Genomic DNA, 17,926 nt, shown 5'->3' with positions numbered 1-17,926 from the left:
GATCCCTAAGGCGCGACGAAATTGTCGGTGGCGGACGCGACGACGCCGAGTCCGATGTCCGTGACGTGGAAGCGGACCGGAATCGACTTCTCCGGGTTGTTGTCGGCCGGCGCGGTGACGAGCAGGCGGAGCTCGCTCGTCGAGTCGCGCGGGATCACGATCATCGGCCGATCCGGGGTCACCGAATCGACGCCGACGACGTGAATGGTCGAATTGACCGGCCCGTCAGCGTCGATCGCGATGACGCGGTCATAGCCGCTCTTGTTCAGCAGCCGCACCGTGTAGGCGTTGCGGATCGAGCCGTCGCTGAGCTTGACCGCGACCGGATTGCGGTCGTGCAGCACGTTGACGTCGAGCAGGCTGCGGGTCGCGAGCGTGTAGATCATGATGCCGCCGACCGCCGCGATGATCGCGCTGTAGACGACGGTGCGGGCGCGGACGATGCGGTAGACCGGCGCCTTGCCTTCCTGGCGGCGGTGGATGTTGATGTCGTTGTCGTAGCCGATCAGGCGCTTCGGCCGGCCGATCTTCGCCATCACGTTGTCGCAGGCGTCGATGCAGAGCCCGCACTGGATGCATTCGAGCTGTGGTCCGTTGCGGATGTCGATGCCGGTCGGGCAGACCGCGACACATTGGTAGCAGTCGACGCAATCGCCGACCTGCTGGCCGAGCGCGCGCAGCTCGGCCGCCTTCTTCACCGACGTGCGCTTCTCGCCGCGGTCGTAGCGATACGTGACGTTGAGCGCCCATTCGTCCGTGAGCGCCGCCTGGATCCGCGGCCACGGGCACATATAGGTGCAGACCTGCTCGCGCATGAAGCCGGCGAGGAGGTAGGTCGTCGCGGTGAGGATGCCGATCCAGATATAGGCGATCATCGGCGCCTGGAAGGTGACGAGCTCCTTCACCAGGGTCGGCGCGTCGCTGAAATAGAGCACCCAGGCGCCGCCGGTCCACCAGGCGATCATGATCCAGATCGAATGCTTGAGCACGATCTCGGAGATGCGCTCGAGCTTCAGCGGATCGGACGATTTGTCCTTCTTCATCCGCTCGCGCCGGTCCCCCTCGACCAGACGTTCGACGGCGTAGAATAGGTCGGTCCACACCGTCTGCGGACAGAGATAGCCGCACCAGATGCGGCCGCCGACCGAGTTCATCAGGAACAGCGCCACCGCGGCCACGATCAACAGGCCGGTGAAGTAGTAGACCTCCTGCGGCCACAGCTCGATGAAGAAGAAATAAAAGCGGCTGTTGGGAAGATCGATCAGCACCGCCTGGCTGGGGGCGCCGAGGCCGCGATTCCAGCGTACGAACGGCAGGAAATAATAGACGCCGAGGCAGATCGCCATCAGGGTCCATTTGATCCGCCGAAACGTGCCCGAGACGCTCTGCGGGTAGACCTTCTTGCGGGCCGCATAGAGTGGCCCGCTGTCGTCCGCAGGCTTCAGTTCGTTCGGATTGACGGCCTTGTTCATCGCTGAATCTTTCAAGAGGTGCGATTAAACCTAGACCCGACGCCGGAAAGTCCCTTGATCCAACGCAAACGGGGGCGCTTTTCTTCGCCCCCGCCGGAAGTCGTCGGTCGCGGATCGGCTATTTGCCGCCGCCGAGCGAGTGGACATAGACCGCCATCGCCTTGATGGTGGCGGGATCGAGCCGGCCTTCCCAGGCCGGCATCACGCCGGCGCGGCCTTGGCCGATGGTCTCGATCAGGCTCGCCTCGTCGGAGCCGTAGAGCCAAATCTTGTCGGTCAGGTTCGGTGCGCCGAGCTCCTGGTTGCCCTTGCCGGCATCGCCGTGACAGGCGGCGCAGTTCTCCGCAAAGATCTTCTGCCCCTTGGCGGCGTCGTAGCCGTTGCGGGTGGAAAGGCCCGACAGCGACCGCACGTAATTGGCGACCGTGACGATCTCGTCCGGCTTCAGCACGCCGTCCTTGCCGAAGGCGAGCATCTGGCCCTCATGCGTCTTGGCATGACCGGACCGCGCGCCGAACTGGATGGTCTGCATGATCTGGTCCAGCGTGCCGCCCCACAGCCAGTCGTCGTCGTTCAGGTTGGGATAGCCCTTGGCGCCGGCGGCGCCGGAGCCGTGGCACGGCGCGCAATTGTCGCCGAACACGGTCTTGCCTTTGGCGCGGGCGAGCGCCAGCAGAGCGGGGTCCTTCTCGATGTCGGCAAGCGAGGCCGCACCCAGTGCCACCATCTTGTCACCGCGGATCTTCTCGAGGTTGGCGAGCTCGACCGCGACGTCGGCGCGCGACGAGTAGCCGAACACGCCGGTGGTGTTGCTGGAGATCAGCGGCCAGGCCGGATAGACGATCCAGTAGCCGATCGACCAGACGATGGTGAGATAGAAGGTGATCACCCACCAGCGCGGCAGCGGCGTGTTGAGCTCCTTGATGCCGTCCCACTCGTGACCGGTCGTGGACTTGCCGGAGACGGAATCGATGTCGCTAGAATGATCGGTCATGGTTCTCTACTCCTCCCGCAACGGCAGGTGCGCTGCTTTATCGAACACAGCCTTGTTACGGGGCCAAAAAGCGTAGGCGACGATCGCGAGAAAGATCGCGACGAACACCGGTGTCCAGATCGTCGTCACGAGATCGGACGCAAGATTATGGACGGTCAGGATGGCTTTCATCGTTCATGCCTTCTCAGCGAAGATTGGCTTTCTCGTTGTAGATCTTGAAGTCGACCAGCGTGCCGAGCATCTGCAGGTACGCGATCAGCGCGTCCATCTCCGTCGGCGTGCCGGTCTTGCCGTCGAAATTGCGCACGACGGCCTTGGCGTAGCGCTTGCCGAAGGCATCGGTGCCGGCGTTGTCCGGATCGGCCTGCGCCCTCAGGTCGGCGGCGGCATTGGCAATCTGCTCGTCGCTATAGGGTACGCCGACGGTCCTGAGCGTGCGCATGTCGCCGGCGATCGCATCCGGGTCGATCTCCGCCCTGCTGAGGAACGGATAGCCCGGCATCACCGACTGCGGCACGATCGCGCGCGGGTTGGTCAGATGGGTCACGTGCCAGTCGTCGGAGTATTTGGCGCCGACGCGGGCGAGGTCCGGACCGGTGCGCTTGGAACCCCACTGGAACGGATGGTCGAACATGCTCTCGGCGGCGAGCGAGAAGTGACCGTAGCGCTCGACCTCGTCACGCAGCGGCCGGACCATCTGCGAATGGCAGAGATAGCAGCCCTCGCGGACGTAGACGTTGCGTCCGGCGAGCTCCAGCGGCGTGTAGGGCCTGACCCCGTCGACCTTCTCGATCGTGCTCTTGAGGTAGAACAGCGGCGTGATCTCGACGAGTCCGCCGATCGCGATCACCAGCAGGATGCCGACGACCAGAATGATCGAGTTCTTTTCGAAGATTTGGTGGCGTGTCCAGAACGACATTTCTTTAGCTCCTCATTCCGCCGGCTGAAGAGCGACGGGCATCTGGACTTCCGCCTCGCCGACGCGAACCGTCATCCAGAGATTGTAGGCCATGATCAGCGCGCCGATCAGGAACAGCCCGCCGCCGGCGGCGCGGATGATGTAGAAGGGATGCATCGCCTCGACGGTCTCGATGAAGGAATATTCGAGGAAGCCGAGCGAGGTGTAGGCGCGCCACATCAGGCCCTGAAGGATGCCGGACACCCACATCGCCGAGATGTAGAGAACGATGCCGAGGGTCGCGATCCAGAAGTGCCAGTTGACGAGCTTCAGGCTGTAGAGGCCCTTGCGATTCCAGGCCCACGGCACCAGGCAGTAGAGCGCGCCGAAGGAGACGAAGCCGACCCAGCCGAGCGCGCCGGAGTGCACGTGACCGATGGTCCAGTCGGTGTAGTGGCTGAGCGAGTTGACCACCTTGATCGACATCATCGGCCCTTCGAAGGTCGACATGCCGTAGAAGGCGACGGAGACCACGAGCATGCGCAGCACGGGATCGGTGCGCAGCTTGTCCCAGGCGCCCGACAGCGTCATCAGGCCGTTGATCATGCCGCCCCAGGAGGGCATCCACAGCATGATCGAGAAGGTCATGCCCAGCGTCTGCGTCCAGTCCGGCAGCGCCGTGTAGTGCAGATGGTGCGGGCCGGCCCAGATGTAGAGGAAGATCAGCGCCCAGAAGTGGATGATCGAGAGCCGGTAGGAATAGATCGGCCGCTCGGCCCGCTTCGGGATGAAGTAGTACATGATGGCGAGGAAGCCGGCGGTCAGGAAGAAGCCGACCGCGTTGTGCCCGTACCACCACTGGAACATGGCGTCCTGGATGCCACCCCAGGCGACGTAGGACTTCGAGCCGAACACCGAGACGGGGAGCGCCGGATTGTTGCCGAGATGCAGGACCGCGATCGTCACGATGAAGGCGAGATAGAACCAGTTCGCGACGAAGATGTGCGGCTCCTTGCGCTTGAAGATGGTGGCAAGGAAGACCAGCAGATAGACGACCCACACGATGGTCAGCCACAGGTCGGCGTACCATTCCGGCTCGGCATATTCCTTCGACTGGGTGACGCCGAGCAGATAGCCCGTGCCGGCGATCAGAATGAAGAAGTTGTAGCCCAGCACGACGAACCACGGCGCGAGGTCGCCGGCGAGGCGCGCGCGGCAGGACTTCTGCACCACGTAGAAGGAGGTCGCGATCAAGACGTTGCCGCCGAAGGCGAAGATCACGGCGGAGGTGTGCAGAGGCCGCAGGCGGCCGAAGCTGATCCAGGGCAGATCGAAGTTCAGTGCGGGCCAGGCCAGCTGCGAGGCGATGATGAGGCCGACGAGGAATCCGGCAATGCCCCAGAACATCGCCATGAAGGCCGAGAATTTGATCGGCCCCATGTTGTAGTTCGGGCGGCCGTTGATTTCCTGGGGCGGCAACGCCGCCGGCCGTTCGAAGTAGCGGTTGACGATGAAGAACACCGCAGCCAGGCTCGCCGCCGCGCTGAGCGCGGCGTGAAAGGCGAAGGGCGCATCGAGCGCCTTGGCCGAGGCGATCACGCAAAGGAAAGCGGTGACTGCGAACACGACAGCCAAGCCGCTTTCACCGATGGTCATGGATTTGGGGATGGAGGGCTGGCTCATGCGGATTCTCTCTGAAAGAACACGCTGCCAGAAATCACATTCACCCTCGCGGGGAATTGATTGAAATCAAGCTGAATGGATTTCTGTTAATGTGAGCCGATACGCCGCCAGTTGAAGTGTCCTCTCCCCCTATGATTGTGTTGCAAAACTCCAGTTGAGGCGACTCGCGAACCGTGATTCCGTTGGTTTGAGGCGGCATTTGCGGGAGCAGCGGATGTTAGGGCGGCAGGAGAGCGGTCAGGGCCAGTTCTTTTACTCCTTTGATCTCGACAGGGTGGTGCCGGCTGATCACTTGGTACGACAAATCGACGGTTTGCTGGACCTGAGTTGGGTGCACAACGAGCTCGCTCCGTTCTACTCGCACACTGGCCGGCCTTCGATTGATCCGGTGCTCATGATCCGGATGCTGGTCTTGGGCTACGTATTTGCACTTCGTTCCGAGCGTCGGCTCTGCGCCGAGGTCCAGGTCAATCTGGCTTACAGATGGTTTTGCAAGCTCGGCATCGAGGATCATATCCCTGATCACTCGGTGTTTTGCCGGGCGCGGCGCGAACGCTTCCGTGAGAGCGATGCCTTACGCCGGGTTTTTGAGCGTGTAGTGACGCTGTGTATTTCGGCGGGGCTGGTCGGAGGCGAAGCGTTCTCAGTCGATGCGAGCCTGATCAAGGCAGATGTGAACAAGACTAGGCGACTTCCCGGCGACCAGCCTATTACCTGGCCAAAGGCGGAGGAAGCATCCCATGCGGTTCGGGAGTACATCGCAGCGCTTGATGCCGCCAATAGCGATAAGGACAGCGATGAAGACGGCGGCGGTTCAAGTGAAGGCAGCCGTCGCCGCAAGCCTCCCAAGGAAGTCTCGCTCACCGATCCGCAAGCAACATGGGTTACGAGGCCGGGCGTGGATCCATTCTTTGCTTATGATGCGAACTATCTGATCGACAACAAGGCCGGGATCATCCTCGATGCGGTAGGCACGCGCGCGAACCGTGCGGTTGAGATTGCTGTCACCCAGATCATGGTGGACCGCGTTGAGCGTCGCTTCGATCTGCGCCCCAAAAGGTTGGCAGGCGACACGGCTTACGGCGCGGTCAGACTGCTCAAATGGCTGGTGGATCGCAAGATCACGCCGCACGTTCCGGTGTGGGACAAGTCGGCACGCCCCGATGGCACCTTTAACCGAGCGGACTTCGTCTTCGACCAGAAGCGCAATGTCTATGTTTGCCCGGGTGGCGCGGAACTGACCAGCACCGGCAATATCGATCAAGGTCACATCGTTTACTACAGGGCCAGCAAGAGCGATTGCTCTGGCTGCGCCTTGAAGCCCAAATGCACGACGGCGGTCGTGCGCAAAATTACCCGCGACGTCAACGAAGATGTGCGCGATCATGTCCGTGCGCTGGCCAATACGGAAGCCTTCGAGCAATCGCGCCGCGAGCGCAAAAAGGTCGAGATGCGGTTTGCTCATATGAAGCGCATTCTCAGGCTCGACCGGCTTCGGCTGCGGGGCCTGAATGGCGTCAGGGACGAAGTGCTGCTCACAGCCACCGCGCAGAACCTGAGGCGGCTGGCCAAGCTAATCTGCCGTCCTCCGCCACAACTGGCAGTCGCGTGCTGAAATCCACCAGCAAAACGGAAACCGCCGACACCCCGTACCCAAAAAAACCGCCGAAACTCAAAAGCCAAGCTCGCCCCAAGTCAGAAACCAGTTTTGCAACACAATCCCTATGGGGGAGGACGAGGCGCGGCAAACTTCGGCGTCTTCGAGAACGGCGGCCGAAGGCCGCCTATGCCACTTCTCCCACAAGGGGAGAAGGGAAGAGGAGAAACATCTCCGTAAAATCACGGAGCTCCTCTTCAGTCCCGCGCCGTCGCCTTGAGCGCCGCGATGACGTCCTCGCGGGCAATGATGCCGACCAGCTTCTGTGCACCGTCGAGCACGATGATGCTCCTGATGCGGTGCTCGACCATGATCTGGAGCACGCGTGTCAGCCGCGTGTCGGGGCTGACATAGATGAACTCGGGAGTCATGATGTCGCCGATCTTGCGTCTCATCAGGTCATCGTAGCGCGGCAACATCTGGCTCGGCGTGAAGGCGAAGCACTTCAGGATGTCGAACTTGGTGACGATGCCGACCACCTGCCCGTCGTCTTCGACCGGATAGGAGTTGAAATCGTCGGCCTCGAACATCTCGCTGAGCTGGAACAAGTCGAGGCCGCGCTGCACCGTCTTGACGTTGCGCGTCATGTAGCCGTCGACAGTCTGTTCAAGAAATTTATACACGACGCGTCCTCCTCGATTCGATACTGACCGGCCGGCGGTCAGTGCGACAGCAGCACGCTGCGGGCGGTTTGCGTGACCAGATGCTGGGTGACGCCCCCGAGGATCAGTTCGCGAAACCTCGAATGACCATAAGCGCCGGCGACGATCAGGCCGGCGCCGACGTCGCCGGCGACCTTCTCCAGATGCGCCGCGGGGCTTTCGTCTCTTGCGGCCTCCGAGACGCGTGCGGTCGCGGTGACGCCGTGACGGCCGAGCCAGGCGGCGACGTCGATGACGCCGGCCATCACGGCCGAACGGTCGTCGTCCTTCTCTGGAATTTCAACGATGGTGACCTCCCTCGCCTTGCGCAGCATCGGCAGCGCGTCGGCCACCGCCCGCCGCGCCTCCGGCGTATCCTTCCACGCCACCAGCACGTTGCGCAGGTCGAGCCAGTTGAGCCGATCGGGGACGACGAGAAGCGGACGGCCGGCCTGCAGCACCAGATCCTTGGGGCTCGCGAGCGAGAAAGCATCGGAGAAGGCCGGGCTCCGCCCTCCGCTGACGACGATGTCGGCGCAACGCGCCTGCGCCAGGACGAATCGCGCCGGAAAATCCATGGCGCTGCGCCACTCCACATGCCCGCCGCGATTCTTCGTGGCCGCGCGGAATTGTGCTTCCAGGTCTGCCAGCCGCCGCTTGACCGAAGCTTCGCCCTCGTCGATCAGCGCTTGCGCCTCGGTGCCGTCGGTGAAATAGAGTGGCGGCGCGAACTGCGCTGCGGCGACCCCGACGATAGCAGCCTCGAATCGTTCGGCGAGCTCGCCCGCGACCTGAAGACGCGCCTCGTTGGGCTGATCGAGTGTCAAGCTGACCATGACGGTCGCATATGTCATCGGGTATCTCCAGCATCACCAAATTTTCTCGAATCCTAAACCTGCTGACGCGCAACAGGCTGAGATAGATCAAAACAAGCGCTTCTGGCTCCCGCGCCGTTCAGCGGGAAATCCGCCAGCGAATTCAACGTCCGCGCTTGCCTCCGAGCGAGCCTTGGGCGAAATTGCCGTAGCGGTAAAGGCATCCTGCCTGCCCGCCGAGGATAGGAGCAGAGCTTGGCGTCGACCCGCGTGACCCATCCGGCAGACGATGGTCGGGGCGAACATTTCCGGATCCGCATCGAGGGACTCGGGGTGGGCACCTGGGACCTTGATCTGCAGACGCGCGAACTTGAATGGTCGGAGACGGCCAAGCGGCTGTTTGGCCTCGAGCGGGACCAGGCCGTCGGCTACGATCTCTTTCTTTCGCTGCTGGAGCCGGGCGATCGGGACCACCTCCTGGAGGAGATCGGGCGCACCTCGGACGGCGGCGGGGGACTTGACCTGTCCTTCAAGGTCGGCGACGCGTCCGGAAACGGTCAATGGATCCGAGCCAGGGCCGGTGTGATCCGGGACGATTCGGGCGCGCCACGTCATCTCAGCGGGATATTCCTCGACATCAACGAGGAAAAGCAGCTCGAGGAGGCCCTGCGCTCGCAGGAGAATCATCTTCGCTCGATTCTCGAAACGGTGCCCGACGCCATGATCGTCATCGATTCGCGCGGCATCATGCAGCTCTTCAGCAGCGCCGCGGAGCGGCTGTTCGGCTACAGCAAGCAGGAAGCCATCGGCCGGAACGTGAGCATTCTCATGCCGGAGCCCGACCAGTCGCGTCATGACGGCTATCTCGCGCGCTATCTCCGGACGAATGATCCGCACATTATCGGCATCGGCCGGATTGTGACGGGCAAGCGCCGCAACGGCACGACTTTCCCGATGCACCTCTCCGTCGGGCAGACGCAACGCGCGGGCGAGCCCCATTTCACCGGCTTCGTGCGCGACCTCACCGAGCACCAGCAGACCCAGGCGCGGCTCCAGGAGCTGCAATCCGAGCTCGTGCACGTGTCGCGGTTGACCGCGATGGGCGAAATGGCCTCCGCTCTCGCCCACGAGCTCAACCAGCCGCTGGCGGCGATCAGCAACTACATGAAAGGATCGCGGCGCCTCCTCGCGGGCAGCAGCGATCCCAACACGCCGAAAGTCGAGAGTGCGCTGGATCGGGCGGCGGAGCAGGCCTTGCGCGCCGGCCAGATCATCCGGCGCCTGCGCGACTTCGTCTCCCGCGGAGAATCGGAGAAGCGGGTCGAGAGCCTGTCCAAGCTGATCGAGGAAGCCGGCGCGCTCGGGCTCGCCGGCGCGCGCGAGCAGAACGTGCAACTCCGCTTCAGCCTCGATCCCGACGCCGATCTCGTCCTCGCCGACCGCGTACAGGTTCAGCAGGTGCTGGTGAACCTGTTCCGCAACGCGCTCGAAGCGATGGCGCAGTCGCCGCACCGCGAGCTCGTCGTCGCCAACACCCGTGTCGGCGACGACATGATCGAGGTGGAGGTCTCAGACACCGGCATCGGCTTCCGGGACGACGTCATTCCAAACCTGTTCCAGACCTTCTTCACCACCAAAGAGACCGGCATGGGCGTGGGACTGTCCATCAGCCGCTCGATCATCGAGGCTCACGGCGGTCGTATGTGGGCCGAGAGCAACGCGGCGGGCGGAGCGACATTCCGCTTCACCTTGCCGGCAACCGACGAGAGCTGAATCATGACGACCAAGGGACACGTCTACGTCATCGACGACGATGCAGCGATGCGGGACTCGTTGAATTTCCTGCTGGATTCCGCCGGTTTCGACGTCACCCTGTTCGACGATGCCCTGGCCTTTCTCGAAGCCCTGCCCGGCCTCGACTTCGGCTGCGTGGTCTCCGACGTGCGCATGCCCGGCCTCGACGGAATCGAGCTGCTGAAGCGGATGAAGGCGCAGCAAAGCCCCTTCCCGATCGTGATCATGACCGGTCATGGCGACGTGCCGCTCGCGGTCGAGGCCATGAAGCTCGGGGCGGTCGATTTCCTGGAAAAACCGTTCGATGACGACCGCCTCACCGCCATGATCGATTCGGCGATCCGCCAGGCCGAGCCCGCCGCCAAGAACGAAGCCGTCGCGCAGGACATCGCCGCCCGCGTTGCGTCCTTGAGCCCCCGGGAGCGTCAGGTCATGGAAGGGCTGGTCGCGGGCCTTTCCAACAAGCTGATCGCCCGCGAATACGACATCAGCCCGCGCACCATCGAGGTCTACCGGGCCAACGTCATGACCAAGATGCAGGCGAGCAGCCTCTCGGAACTGGTCCGCCTGGCGATGCGCGCCGGCATGCTCAACGATTGAGGCAGGTCAAGGCGCCTTTCCGGGGCCATGCTAACTGGAAAGGATGATCGAGGTCAGCTCACATCGCGCGTGGACGTCGTCCTCCCCACAGCCCACCGTCTTTGTGGTCGACGATGATGCCGCCGTCTTGGGATCCCTGCGGTTCCTGCTGGAGACCGACGGCTTCGCCGTGCGGACCTTCAGGAGCGGCACGGCGCTGCTCAATGTCAGCGCGCCTGGACCGGACTGCTACGTCATCGACTACAAGATGCCGGACATCAATGGCATCGAGCTGGCCGGCCGCCTGCGCAAATCCGACCGCGACGCGCCTGTGGTCCTGATCACCGGCTATCCCGACGACAACATCTCGGCCCGGGCGGCGACGGCAGGCATCAAAGACGTGGTTTTGAAGCCGCTACTCGATGAAAACCTGGTCAAGTGCATCCGCCACGCCATCCAGGACCGCCCCCGCGCCTGACCTACGGGATTCTACGTAAGGCACCCCCCTTAAGATATCGCTCGAAATTTTCGAAGCCCCCGATACCGCGTAGGAAAGCGCCATCACAACGGAGATGGCGCAGATGCTGACCCAGACAATCAACACCCAGGCGATCAACACCCAAATCGGTGGCAAGATTGCCCCTGCCCACCCCGTAACCGACCAGTTCGGCGCGATCACGGGCCATGTCGGCCTGGTTGCCACCGAGTTCTCCTACGGCAAGGACGAGGAGATCTACGGCGACGACGAGGCGGCCGAATACGTCTATCAGGTGGTCACCGGCGCGGTGCGCAGCTACAAGCTTCTCTCCGACGGTCGCCGTCAGATCGGTGCCTTCCATCTCCCCGGCGACGTGTTTGGCCTCGAATCCGGTCCCACTCACCGCCTCGCCGCGGAAGCCATCATCGACACCACCGTGCGCCTGGTGAAGCGCGCGAGCCTCGAGAAGGCCGCCGGCACCGACGTGCAGGTTGCCCGCAAGCTCTGGGCGATGACCGCCGGTGAGCTTCGTCATGCCGAGGACCACATGCTGCTGCTGGGCCGCAAGACCGCGATGGAGCGTGTTGCGACTTTCCTGCTCGAAATGGACCGCCGTCTCGCAGTTGCCGGCATGATGGCGCTGCCGATGTGCCGCCGCGACATCGGCGATTACCTTGGCCTCACCCTCGAAACCGTGTCGCGCGCACTGTCGCAGCTTCACGCCCAGGGCATTCTCGGTTTCTCCGGCGCCCGCCAGATCGTGCTGCGCAACCGCCAGCGCCTGCACAATCTCGACGCCTGACCGGTTTTTCTCCCCCGTGACTTGGCTGGCCGAACCCGATTCGGCCGGCCTTTTCTTTTGTCGCGATCATGCCTTGCGCCGGGTTTCCGGCATCATCAGCAGGATCAGAAGGAGCCCCGTCGCGGCGACGCCGGACAGCCCGATGAACGCGGTGGCATTGCCGAACTTGTCGCTGACATAGCCGCCGAGCACCGTGCTCAGCGATGCGCCGATGCCGGTCGCAGTCCCCACGATCCCCTGCGCCAGGTTGAAATGACCGCTGCCGAAGGCGACGTCGGCCACGATCAGCGGAATCATGACTGCGAACACCGCGGCGGTGAAGCCGTCGAACACCTGCACCAGCACCAGCAGATAGGGATCGCGCACGGTCGCAAACAGCAGTCCGCGAATCGTCAGCGCGCCGAATCCGATCAGGAGCAGCGGACGCCGGCCCCAGAGCTGCGCCTTGCGCCCGACCGTGGGCGACAGCAGCGCCACGATCGCCTGCGGCACGATGATGCAGGCGGCGACGAGCACGGTCGCCCATTGGCTCGACCGCGCCGTCACCGCGCTCGCCATCAGCGGCATCATCGCGGCGTTCGCGAGCTGCAACAACAGCACGCTGAGCGCGAAGACGATGAACGGACGCTGCCGGATCAAGTGCCAGATGTTGGTATCGCCGCGGTCCGCGGCTTCAGGCGGCATCTCGCCGTGACTGCGCCTGATGTCGACCTCATTCTCGCGGATGCGCGAGAGCGCGATCAGCGTCGGGATCGCGAGCAGGAAGGTGACCAGGAACACCGAGCGGCTCGACAGGAGATAGCCCGCGGTGCCCATCACCGCCGCCGCGACCCCGTTGCCCAGCGAGGCGAACCGCGCGTTGCGGCCGAGCCGCTCGCCGATCGCGAACGGACCGACGAGGCCAAGGCTGATCGCGGCGATCGCCGGCCCGAGCACGCAGCTCGCCGCTGCGTGCAAGGTGGCGGCGGCGACCACAACGGGGAAGATCGGCATGGCGGCATAGGCAAGCGCGCAGGCGCCGATGGTCGCAATCGCGAGGCCGGCGACCAGACGCTCCGACTTCGCGGCATCGATGATCGCGCCGCCCGGCATCTGTCCGATCAACGCGACGATGCCGCCGATCGACAGCACGAGGCCGATCTCGACCTGGGTCCATTTTTGCGTCGTCAGGTAGACCGCGATGAAGGGACCGAAGCCGGTCTGCACGTCGGCGAGGAAGAAGATGAACCAGTCGAGGCCGCGCAGGCTCTGGCGCGAGGGCGCCGGAATACCCGCGGCCGACGGCGCAGCGACGTTGTCCTGCTCGGCGCGGCCGCCGCGATCCGCATGGTTTGGCTTCCTCGACAACAGCACAGGCGTTGAGCCCTCCCGGCACCTCACTGGATCGCTTGCAGCGGCTGAAGGCTGCCGGACGCGCCGAGCACGACGATCGGCGTGTCTTCCTTGTACTCCGGCGCGGCCGCGACCTGCGCCTTGGTCAATTCGAGCGTGATGCTGTCCTTCTTGTTGGCGATCTTGCCGAAGCGCAGCGCGTTCCAGTCCACCACGATCTTGCGGCTGCCGACGCCGAGGAAGCCGCCGAAATCGATCGCCGCAGCGCGCACATGGCCGGTGCGATCGACGATGACGTCGACGATACGGCCCATGTCCTCGCCGGCGGCGCTGCGAACGTCGCGGCCGAGCACGCCGTGGGCCTCGCTCGCGCCGATGATGGTCACCGAGGGTGGCGGCGCGGCGTCCTTGGGCGTCACCGGAACGGTCGAGACCGGCGGCTGTGCCGTCGGCGGCGCATTCGCCTCATTCTGCCCTGCCGGCTGATCCTCCGCGGCGCGCGACGGTGCGACCGTCAGGGCAACCACGATCGCCACGCTCAGGATCAACGCTCCGATCGCACGCATGACACCCTCCTCACGATGCACCGCTAGCGCGCCAGCACGATCGAGACCTGGATCTGGCCGCGTGTGCGCAGCACCTCCAGCGCCACGTCGTCGCCGTGGCGGCTGACGCGAAGATCGACGCTGGATTCGCCGAGGCGCAGATCACGCAGGATCACCTCGTTGAGGAACGCCGGCAGATGCGGATTGCGCAGGCGAATCTCGCCGCGCGCCACGTCGAACTCGAGGCCGAGCGCCGCCTCCAGCAGCGTGAACGGCGTCGCGCTGGCCCAGGCCTGCGGCGCGCAGGCGACCGGGTAGAGCGTCGGGCCGCGACGCTTCTCGCGCCGGAAGCCGCAGAACAATTCGGGCAGCCGGCGCAGATCCATATAGGTCGCGGCATCGAACAGCCCCTTGAAGACATGCGCCACCGTATGCTTGAGGCCGTAGCGCGCGAGCCCGAGCGCGATCAGCGCATTGTCGTGCGGCCAGATCGACCCGTCGTGATAGGACATCGGATTGTAGCGCACTTCGCCTTGCGCGACGGTGCGGATGCCCCAGCCGGAGAAGAAATGCGGCCGCATCAGATCGGCGGCGACGAGGCGGGCGCGATCCTCGCGGATCATGCCGCTGAACAGGACCTGCCCGGCGTTGGAGGTCCGCACCTTGCAGGGCCGCTTCTCGCCGTCGAGCGCGAGCGCATAGGTGCCGAGCTCTTCGCACCAGTACGACGTCTCGAAGCGCTCGGCGAGTGCCCTGGCTTCGGTCTCGAGCTTGCGTCCCCGCTCCGGCTTGCCGAGCCGTAGCGCGCAACGCGCCGCGAGCTGCTTGGCGGCAAAGACGTAGCCCTGGACTTCCGCGAGCGCGATATTGCCCTCAGCAAGCTGTCCGTCGGCATGGAAGATCGCGTCGTAGGAGTCCTTCCAGCCCTGGTTCGCCAGCCCCTTCTCGGTCGCGCGCTGGTATTCGACGAACCCGTCCTGGTCAGGATCACCAGGGCCGTCGATCCAGGCCAGCCCCGCCTCGATCGCCGGCCACAGCTCGATCAGCGTGGCCTCGTCGCCGGTGCGCTCGAAATAGCTTCCTGCGAGCAGCACGAACAGCGCGGTCGAATCGACGCTGCCGTAATAATGCGCGAACGGCACCTCCCCGAGCGCCGCCATCTCGCCGCCGCGCATCTCGTGCAGGATCTTTCCGGGCGCAGCGTCCGCGAGCGGATCGATCGCCGTGGCCTGGAAATGCGCGAGCCGGCGCAGGACGCCCTTGGCGACGCGCGGATCGACCCAGAGCATCTGGAGCGCCGTGATGAGGCCGTCGCGACCGAACGTCGTCGAGTACCAGGGGATGCCGGCATAGGGGTATCGCCCCTGCGGCGTTTCGGTCATCAGCATGTTGAGGTCGGCCATGGCCTGGCACAGCACCTCGTTGAAGATGTTGTTGGAGGTCTCGATGCTGGCCGCGCCCATGGTCAACTGCCGCATCTCGCGGCGGTGCGCCAGCAGCCCCGGGAAGAACCGCACCGGCTTTTCCGTCACCGGCCGGTTGCAGGACACGGCCACGAACAGCGATTTGGCCTGATGCGGCTCCAGGTCGAGCTCCCAGGTCGCGGCATTTGCCGAGAGCCGCGTCGGACGCGGGTCGAAATGCAGTCCGGTGGCCCGTTCGGCCTCGTCGAGGCCGCGATATTCGAACAGGATGTCGGTCGGCCCGAGCAGCCGGCTGGTTCCGATCCCGCGGCGCGGCCGCCGCTCGCCGCGGACCTCGAACAAGTCGGCGAAGTCGTTGCCGAACAGCAGCGTCAGGTCGACGCTGGTGCGCCGGTCGCCATGGTTCTGCACGCCGATGCGCTGATAGGCCGTGCCGCGCCACAGGAAGATCGTGCGCACGATGTGCAGCAGGTCCTTCTGCAGAACGAGGCTGCCCTGCCGGTAGATGTCCGGATTGGTGAGATCGACGGTCAATGCCGAATTGTCGTCGCGCAGATTCGAGCCGAGCAGCAGCGGCTGGAGATCGTCGAGCACGAGCTCGAGCCGCGCGAGGTAGCGCGTATCGTGATGGAACAGGCCGTCCGGCCCGCCGGCGGATGCGCCGATGTCGCCATGGCTGTCGAGCACGATGAAGGTGTCGTCGTGCTTGAGCGAACGCCGTGGCCGTGCCGACGGCCCCGTCATCGGGATATAGAACGGCTGTTCCGCGACCTGTTCCGAGGTCCGCGTCACGGAGACGAATTGGGTGACGGCTTCGGCCGACATGAGCTGCTCCCCTGCGCCTGTTTCAAAACGCAACCGACTCGAGAAACGCGACTGTTGGTTTACGCGGCAGCTTGCGCGAGCCGGCTCATTTCCTGCGTGACCAGCTCACGATACGGCCCGTGGCCCTGCATCAGACGCTCGGGCGAGCCGTCCTCGATGATCTTACCATTTCTCAGCACCACCACGCGGTCGAAATTGCGCAGCGTCGCCAGTCGATGCGCGATCGCGATCACGGTGCGGCCGCGCATCAGGCGCGACAGCGCCTCGCGGATCGCCTCCTCGGACTCGCTGTCGAGCGCGGCAGTCGCCTCGTCCAGCAGCAGGATCGGCGCATCCTTCAGGAAGGCGCGCGCGATCGCGATGCGCTGGCGCTGGCCGCCGGACATCTTGACACCGCGGTCCCCGACCATGGTGTCGAGGCCGTCAGGCAGGCTCTCGACGAAGTCGCAGCGCGCAGCGATCGCCGCGCGCAGCACCTCGTCGTCGGTCGCGTTCGGCCGGCCGTAGCGGATGTTCTCGCGAATGGAGCGATGAAACAAGGAAATGTCCTGGGGCACGACGGAAATCGCCTCGCGCAGGCTCAGCTGCGTCACCTTGGAGATGTCCTGGCCGTCGATGGTGACGCTGCCTTCGTCGACGTCGTAGAAGCGCTGGAGCAGTGTAAACAGGGTCGACTTGCCGCCGCCGGACTGCCCGACGAGGCCGACGCGCTGGCCCGGCTGGAGGCGCAGGCTGAACCGCTCGAAGATCTTCTCGCCGCCGGGATAGCCGAAGGTGACGTTGTTGAATGCGATTGCAGCGCCGCTCTTCACCAGCGGCTCGGCCTCGGGGTGGTCGCGCAATTCGTGCGGCACCAGCAGCGTGGCGATCGCCTCGGTCAGGCGTGCGACGTGCTGGGTGACGTCGACCAGCGCCACCGCAAGATCGCGCGTGGCGCTCAGGATGGAGATGCCAAGCGTACAGACCAGCACGACATCGCCGGTCGTCGCCTGGCCCTTCTGCCACAGCGTGATTGCCCAGGCCATCAGCGCGATCGTCAAAAGCACGGTGATAACGGCATGCAACAGCCGCAGCTTTTCCAGATAACGCAGGCTGCGGCTTCGCGCGGTGAGCTCCCGGTTCACCGTCGCGTCGAATCGCTCATGCTCGTGGCCGATGCCGCAGAAGGCACGGACCAGCGGCATGTTGCTGATCACGTCGATCATCTCGCCGTCGACCACCGCGGCCTTGTCGGCGAAATCGTCATGCAGCGGCTTGCCGGCGGCTGCCAGATGGAACATCGCAACCACCATGCCGCCGGCGATCACGATCAGGCCGAGTGCCATGTAAGGACTGACGGTTCCAATCAGGGCAATTGCCGCAATTGTGGCAATGCAGGGCGGCAACACGTTCCAGACGAACATGTTCTCGACGGTGAACACCGCGTTCGACGTTGCCGTGATGCGGCTCGTCAGCATGCCGGGCATCCGGTCCGAGAAGTAGCTCGGCGCATGCCCGGTCAGATGACGAAATATGTCACGGCGCAAATCACCCGTGACACGGACGAAGGTGAAGCTGGCCGTCCAGCTCGCGATCCGCCACAGGAAGTTGTCGGCCGCGATCAGCGACATGAGCAGAATGAATGCCAGCCATACGCTGCCGCCATGCCCCGGTCCGGCGGACAGGCTGTCGACCAGGGATTTGACGCCATACTGGGTGCCCACGGAGCAGGCAACGGCCGCTACGACGGCGGCCAGGATCACCGAATGCGAAGCGAGACGACGCCGGAGATAGCGCAAGACAAAGGCAAATGGCCTGCGCGCGTATCCAGAAAGCTGATCCATATGGCTATCGCCCCGTTATGCTGATTTTCGTTTCGTTACTGGTCGAGTGAACATCGACCGCTTCGCCTCGGTTCCCGGGCAACGCCATCACGACATGCGGATGCGGGCGATGTGCGAAGATCTAGTGGCAGCATCGCGACGGTCCCCCGACGTGTCGAATATGT

The 17,926-nt window shown here is 64.3% G+C and carries 16 protein-coding genes; 5 read left to right on the top strand and 11 right to left on the bottom strand.

Annotated elements, in window-relative coordinates; all coding sequences use genetic code 11:
* Positions 1 to 5: 5 nt before the first annotated feature.
* From ccoG to ccoN, 5 genes are all read right to left on the bottom strand, one after another.
* Positions 6 to 1,472 carry a cytochrome c oxidase accessory protein CcoG gene (gene ccoG, locus ABIA42_RS06030; RefSeq protein ID WP_370114918.1) on the bottom strand — a complete coding sequence of 489 codons (1,467 nt, stop codon included), beginning with the start codon at positions 1,470 to 1,472 and terminating at the stop codon, positions 6 to 8.
* A gap of 118 nt (positions 1,473 to 1,590) precedes the next feature.
* Positions 1,591 to 2,466, bottom strand: coding sequence for a cytochrome-c oxidase, cbb3-type subunit III (gene ccoP / locus ABIA42_RS06025; protein WP_271530037.1), 876 nt, complete (start codon positions 2,464 to 2,466; stop codon positions 1,591 to 1,593).
* A gap of 6 nt (positions 2,467 to 2,472) precedes the next feature.
* Complete coding sequence (locus tag ABIA42_RS06020) at positions 2,473 to 2,637, bottom strand: cbb3-type cytochrome c oxidase subunit 3 (RefSeq protein WP_028179361.1); 165 nt, start codon at positions 2,635 to 2,637, stop codon at positions 2,473 to 2,475.
* Positions 2,638 to 2,650: 13 nt separating this feature from the next.
* The gene (ccoO, locus tag ABIA42_RS06015; RefSeq protein ID WP_271530038.1) at positions 2,651 to 3,385 is read right to left on the bottom strand and encodes a cytochrome-c oxidase, cbb3-type subunit II; all 735 of its coding nucleotides are present in this window, start codon (positions 3,383 to 3,385) and stop codon (positions 2,651 to 2,653) included.
* Between the two features lie 12 nt (positions 3,386 to 3,397).
* Entirely contained in the window at positions 3,398 to 5,047 is a 1,650-nt protein-coding gene (gene ccoN / locus ABIA42_RS06010; RefSeq protein ID WP_271530039.1) for a cytochrome-c oxidase, cbb3-type subunit I, read from the bottom strand.
* 214 nt (positions 5,048 to 5,261) lie between these two features.
* On the opposite strand from ccoN, the gene ABIA42_RS06005 reads away from it, so the two are divergent.
* Positions 5,262 to 6,662 carry an IS1182 family transposase gene (locus ABIA42_RS06005; RefSeq protein ID WP_370114641.1) on the top strand — a complete coding sequence of 467 codons (1,401 nt, stop codon included), beginning with the start codon at positions 5,262 to 5,264 and terminating at the stop codon, positions 6,660 to 6,662.
* A gap of 239 nt (positions 6,663 to 6,901) precedes the next feature.
* Here the strand turns inward: ABIA42_RS06005 and ABIA42_RS06000 are convergent, their stop codons facing one another.
* Both ABIA42_RS06000 and ABIA42_RS05995 read right to left on the bottom strand, forming a co-directional pair.
* A complete protein-coding gene (locus tag ABIA42_RS06000; protein WP_370114921.1) occupies positions 6,902 to 7,327 on the bottom strand; it encodes an HPP family protein in 426 nt (141 codons plus the stop codon).
* 38 nt (positions 7,328 to 7,365) lie between these two features.
* Complete coding sequence (locus ABIA42_RS05995; RefSeq protein ID WP_370114922.1) at positions 7,366 to 8,199, bottom strand: universal stress protein; 834 nt, start codon at positions 8,197 to 8,199, stop codon at positions 7,366 to 7,368.
* 216 nt (positions 8,200 to 8,415) lie between these two features.
* On the opposite strand from ABIA42_RS05995, the gene fixL reads away from it, so the two are divergent.
* From fixL to ABIA42_RS05975, 4 genes are all read left to right on the top strand, one after another.
* Positions 8,416 to 9,933: a sensor protein FixL gene (fixL, locus tag ABIA42_RS05990; RefSeq protein WP_370114924.1), complete on the top strand. Its 1,518-nt coding sequence runs from the start codon at positions 8,416 to 8,418 to the stop codon at positions 9,931 to 9,933.
* Between the two features lie 3 nt (positions 9,934 to 9,936).
* Positions 9,937 to 10,554 (top strand): response regulator FixJ, encoded by a 618-nt coding sequence (gene fixJ / locus ABIA42_RS05985; RefSeq protein WP_239622118.1) that lies wholly within the window; start codon positions 9,937 to 9,939, stop codon positions 10,552 to 10,554.
* A 43-nt stretch (positions 10,555 to 10,597) separates the two neighbouring features.
* Complete coding sequence (locus ABIA42_RS05980; protein WP_370114925.1) at positions 10,598 to 11,011, top strand: response regulator transcription factor; 414 nt, start codon at positions 10,598 to 10,600, stop codon at positions 11,009 to 11,011.
* A gap of 103 nt (positions 11,012 to 11,114) precedes the next feature.
* Positions 11,115 to 11,813, top strand: coding sequence for a helix-turn-helix domain-containing protein (locus ABIA42_RS05975; protein ID WP_370114926.1), 699 nt, complete (start codon positions 11,115 to 11,117; stop codon positions 11,811 to 11,813).
* Positions 11,814 to 11,879: 66 nt separating this feature from the next.
* On the opposite strand, the gene ABIA42_RS05970 is transcribed toward ABIA42_RS05975, so the two are convergent.
* The 4 genes from ABIA42_RS05970 to ABIA42_RS05955 are packed head-to-tail and all read right to left on the bottom strand — an operon-like array spanning position 11,880 to position 17,762.
* A complete protein-coding gene (locus ABIA42_RS05970) occupies positions 11,880 to 13,166 on the bottom strand; it encodes an MFS transporter (protein WP_271530045.1) in 1,287 nt (428 codons plus the stop codon).
* Between the two features lie 23 nt (positions 13,167 to 13,189).
* The gene (locus ABIA42_RS05965) at positions 13,190 to 13,711 is read right to left on the bottom strand and encodes a PRC-barrel domain-containing protein (protein WP_370114928.1); all 522 of its coding nucleotides are present in this window, start codon (positions 13,709 to 13,711) and stop codon (positions 13,190 to 13,192) included.
* A gap of 23 nt (positions 13,712 to 13,734) precedes the next feature.
* The gene (locus ABIA42_RS05960; RefSeq protein ID WP_370114930.1) at positions 13,735 to 15,939 is read right to left on the bottom strand and encodes a glycogen debranching N-terminal domain-containing protein; all 2,205 of its coding nucleotides are present in this window, start codon (positions 15,937 to 15,939) and stop codon (positions 13,735 to 13,737) included.
* 59 nt (positions 15,940 to 15,998) lie between these two features.
* On the bottom strand, positions 15,999 to 17,762 hold the full coding sequence (locus ABIA42_RS05955; RefSeq protein WP_271530048.1) for an ABC transporter ATP-binding protein: 1,764 nt from the start codon (positions 17,760 to 17,762) through the stop codon (positions 15,999 to 16,001).
* Positions 17,763 to 17,926 lie beyond the last annotated feature (164 nt).

This window comes from Bradyrhizobium sp. USDA 327 (genome assembly GCF_041262065.1).
In the GTDB taxonomy this organism is placed as follows: domain Bacteria; phylum Pseudomonadota; class Alphaproteobacteria; order Rhizobiales; family Xanthobacteraceae; genus Bradyrhizobium; species Bradyrhizobium liaoningense.
The sequence above is the reverse complement of the archived record's forward strand: the minus strand, read 5'-3'. Positions and strand labels throughout refer to the sequence as shown.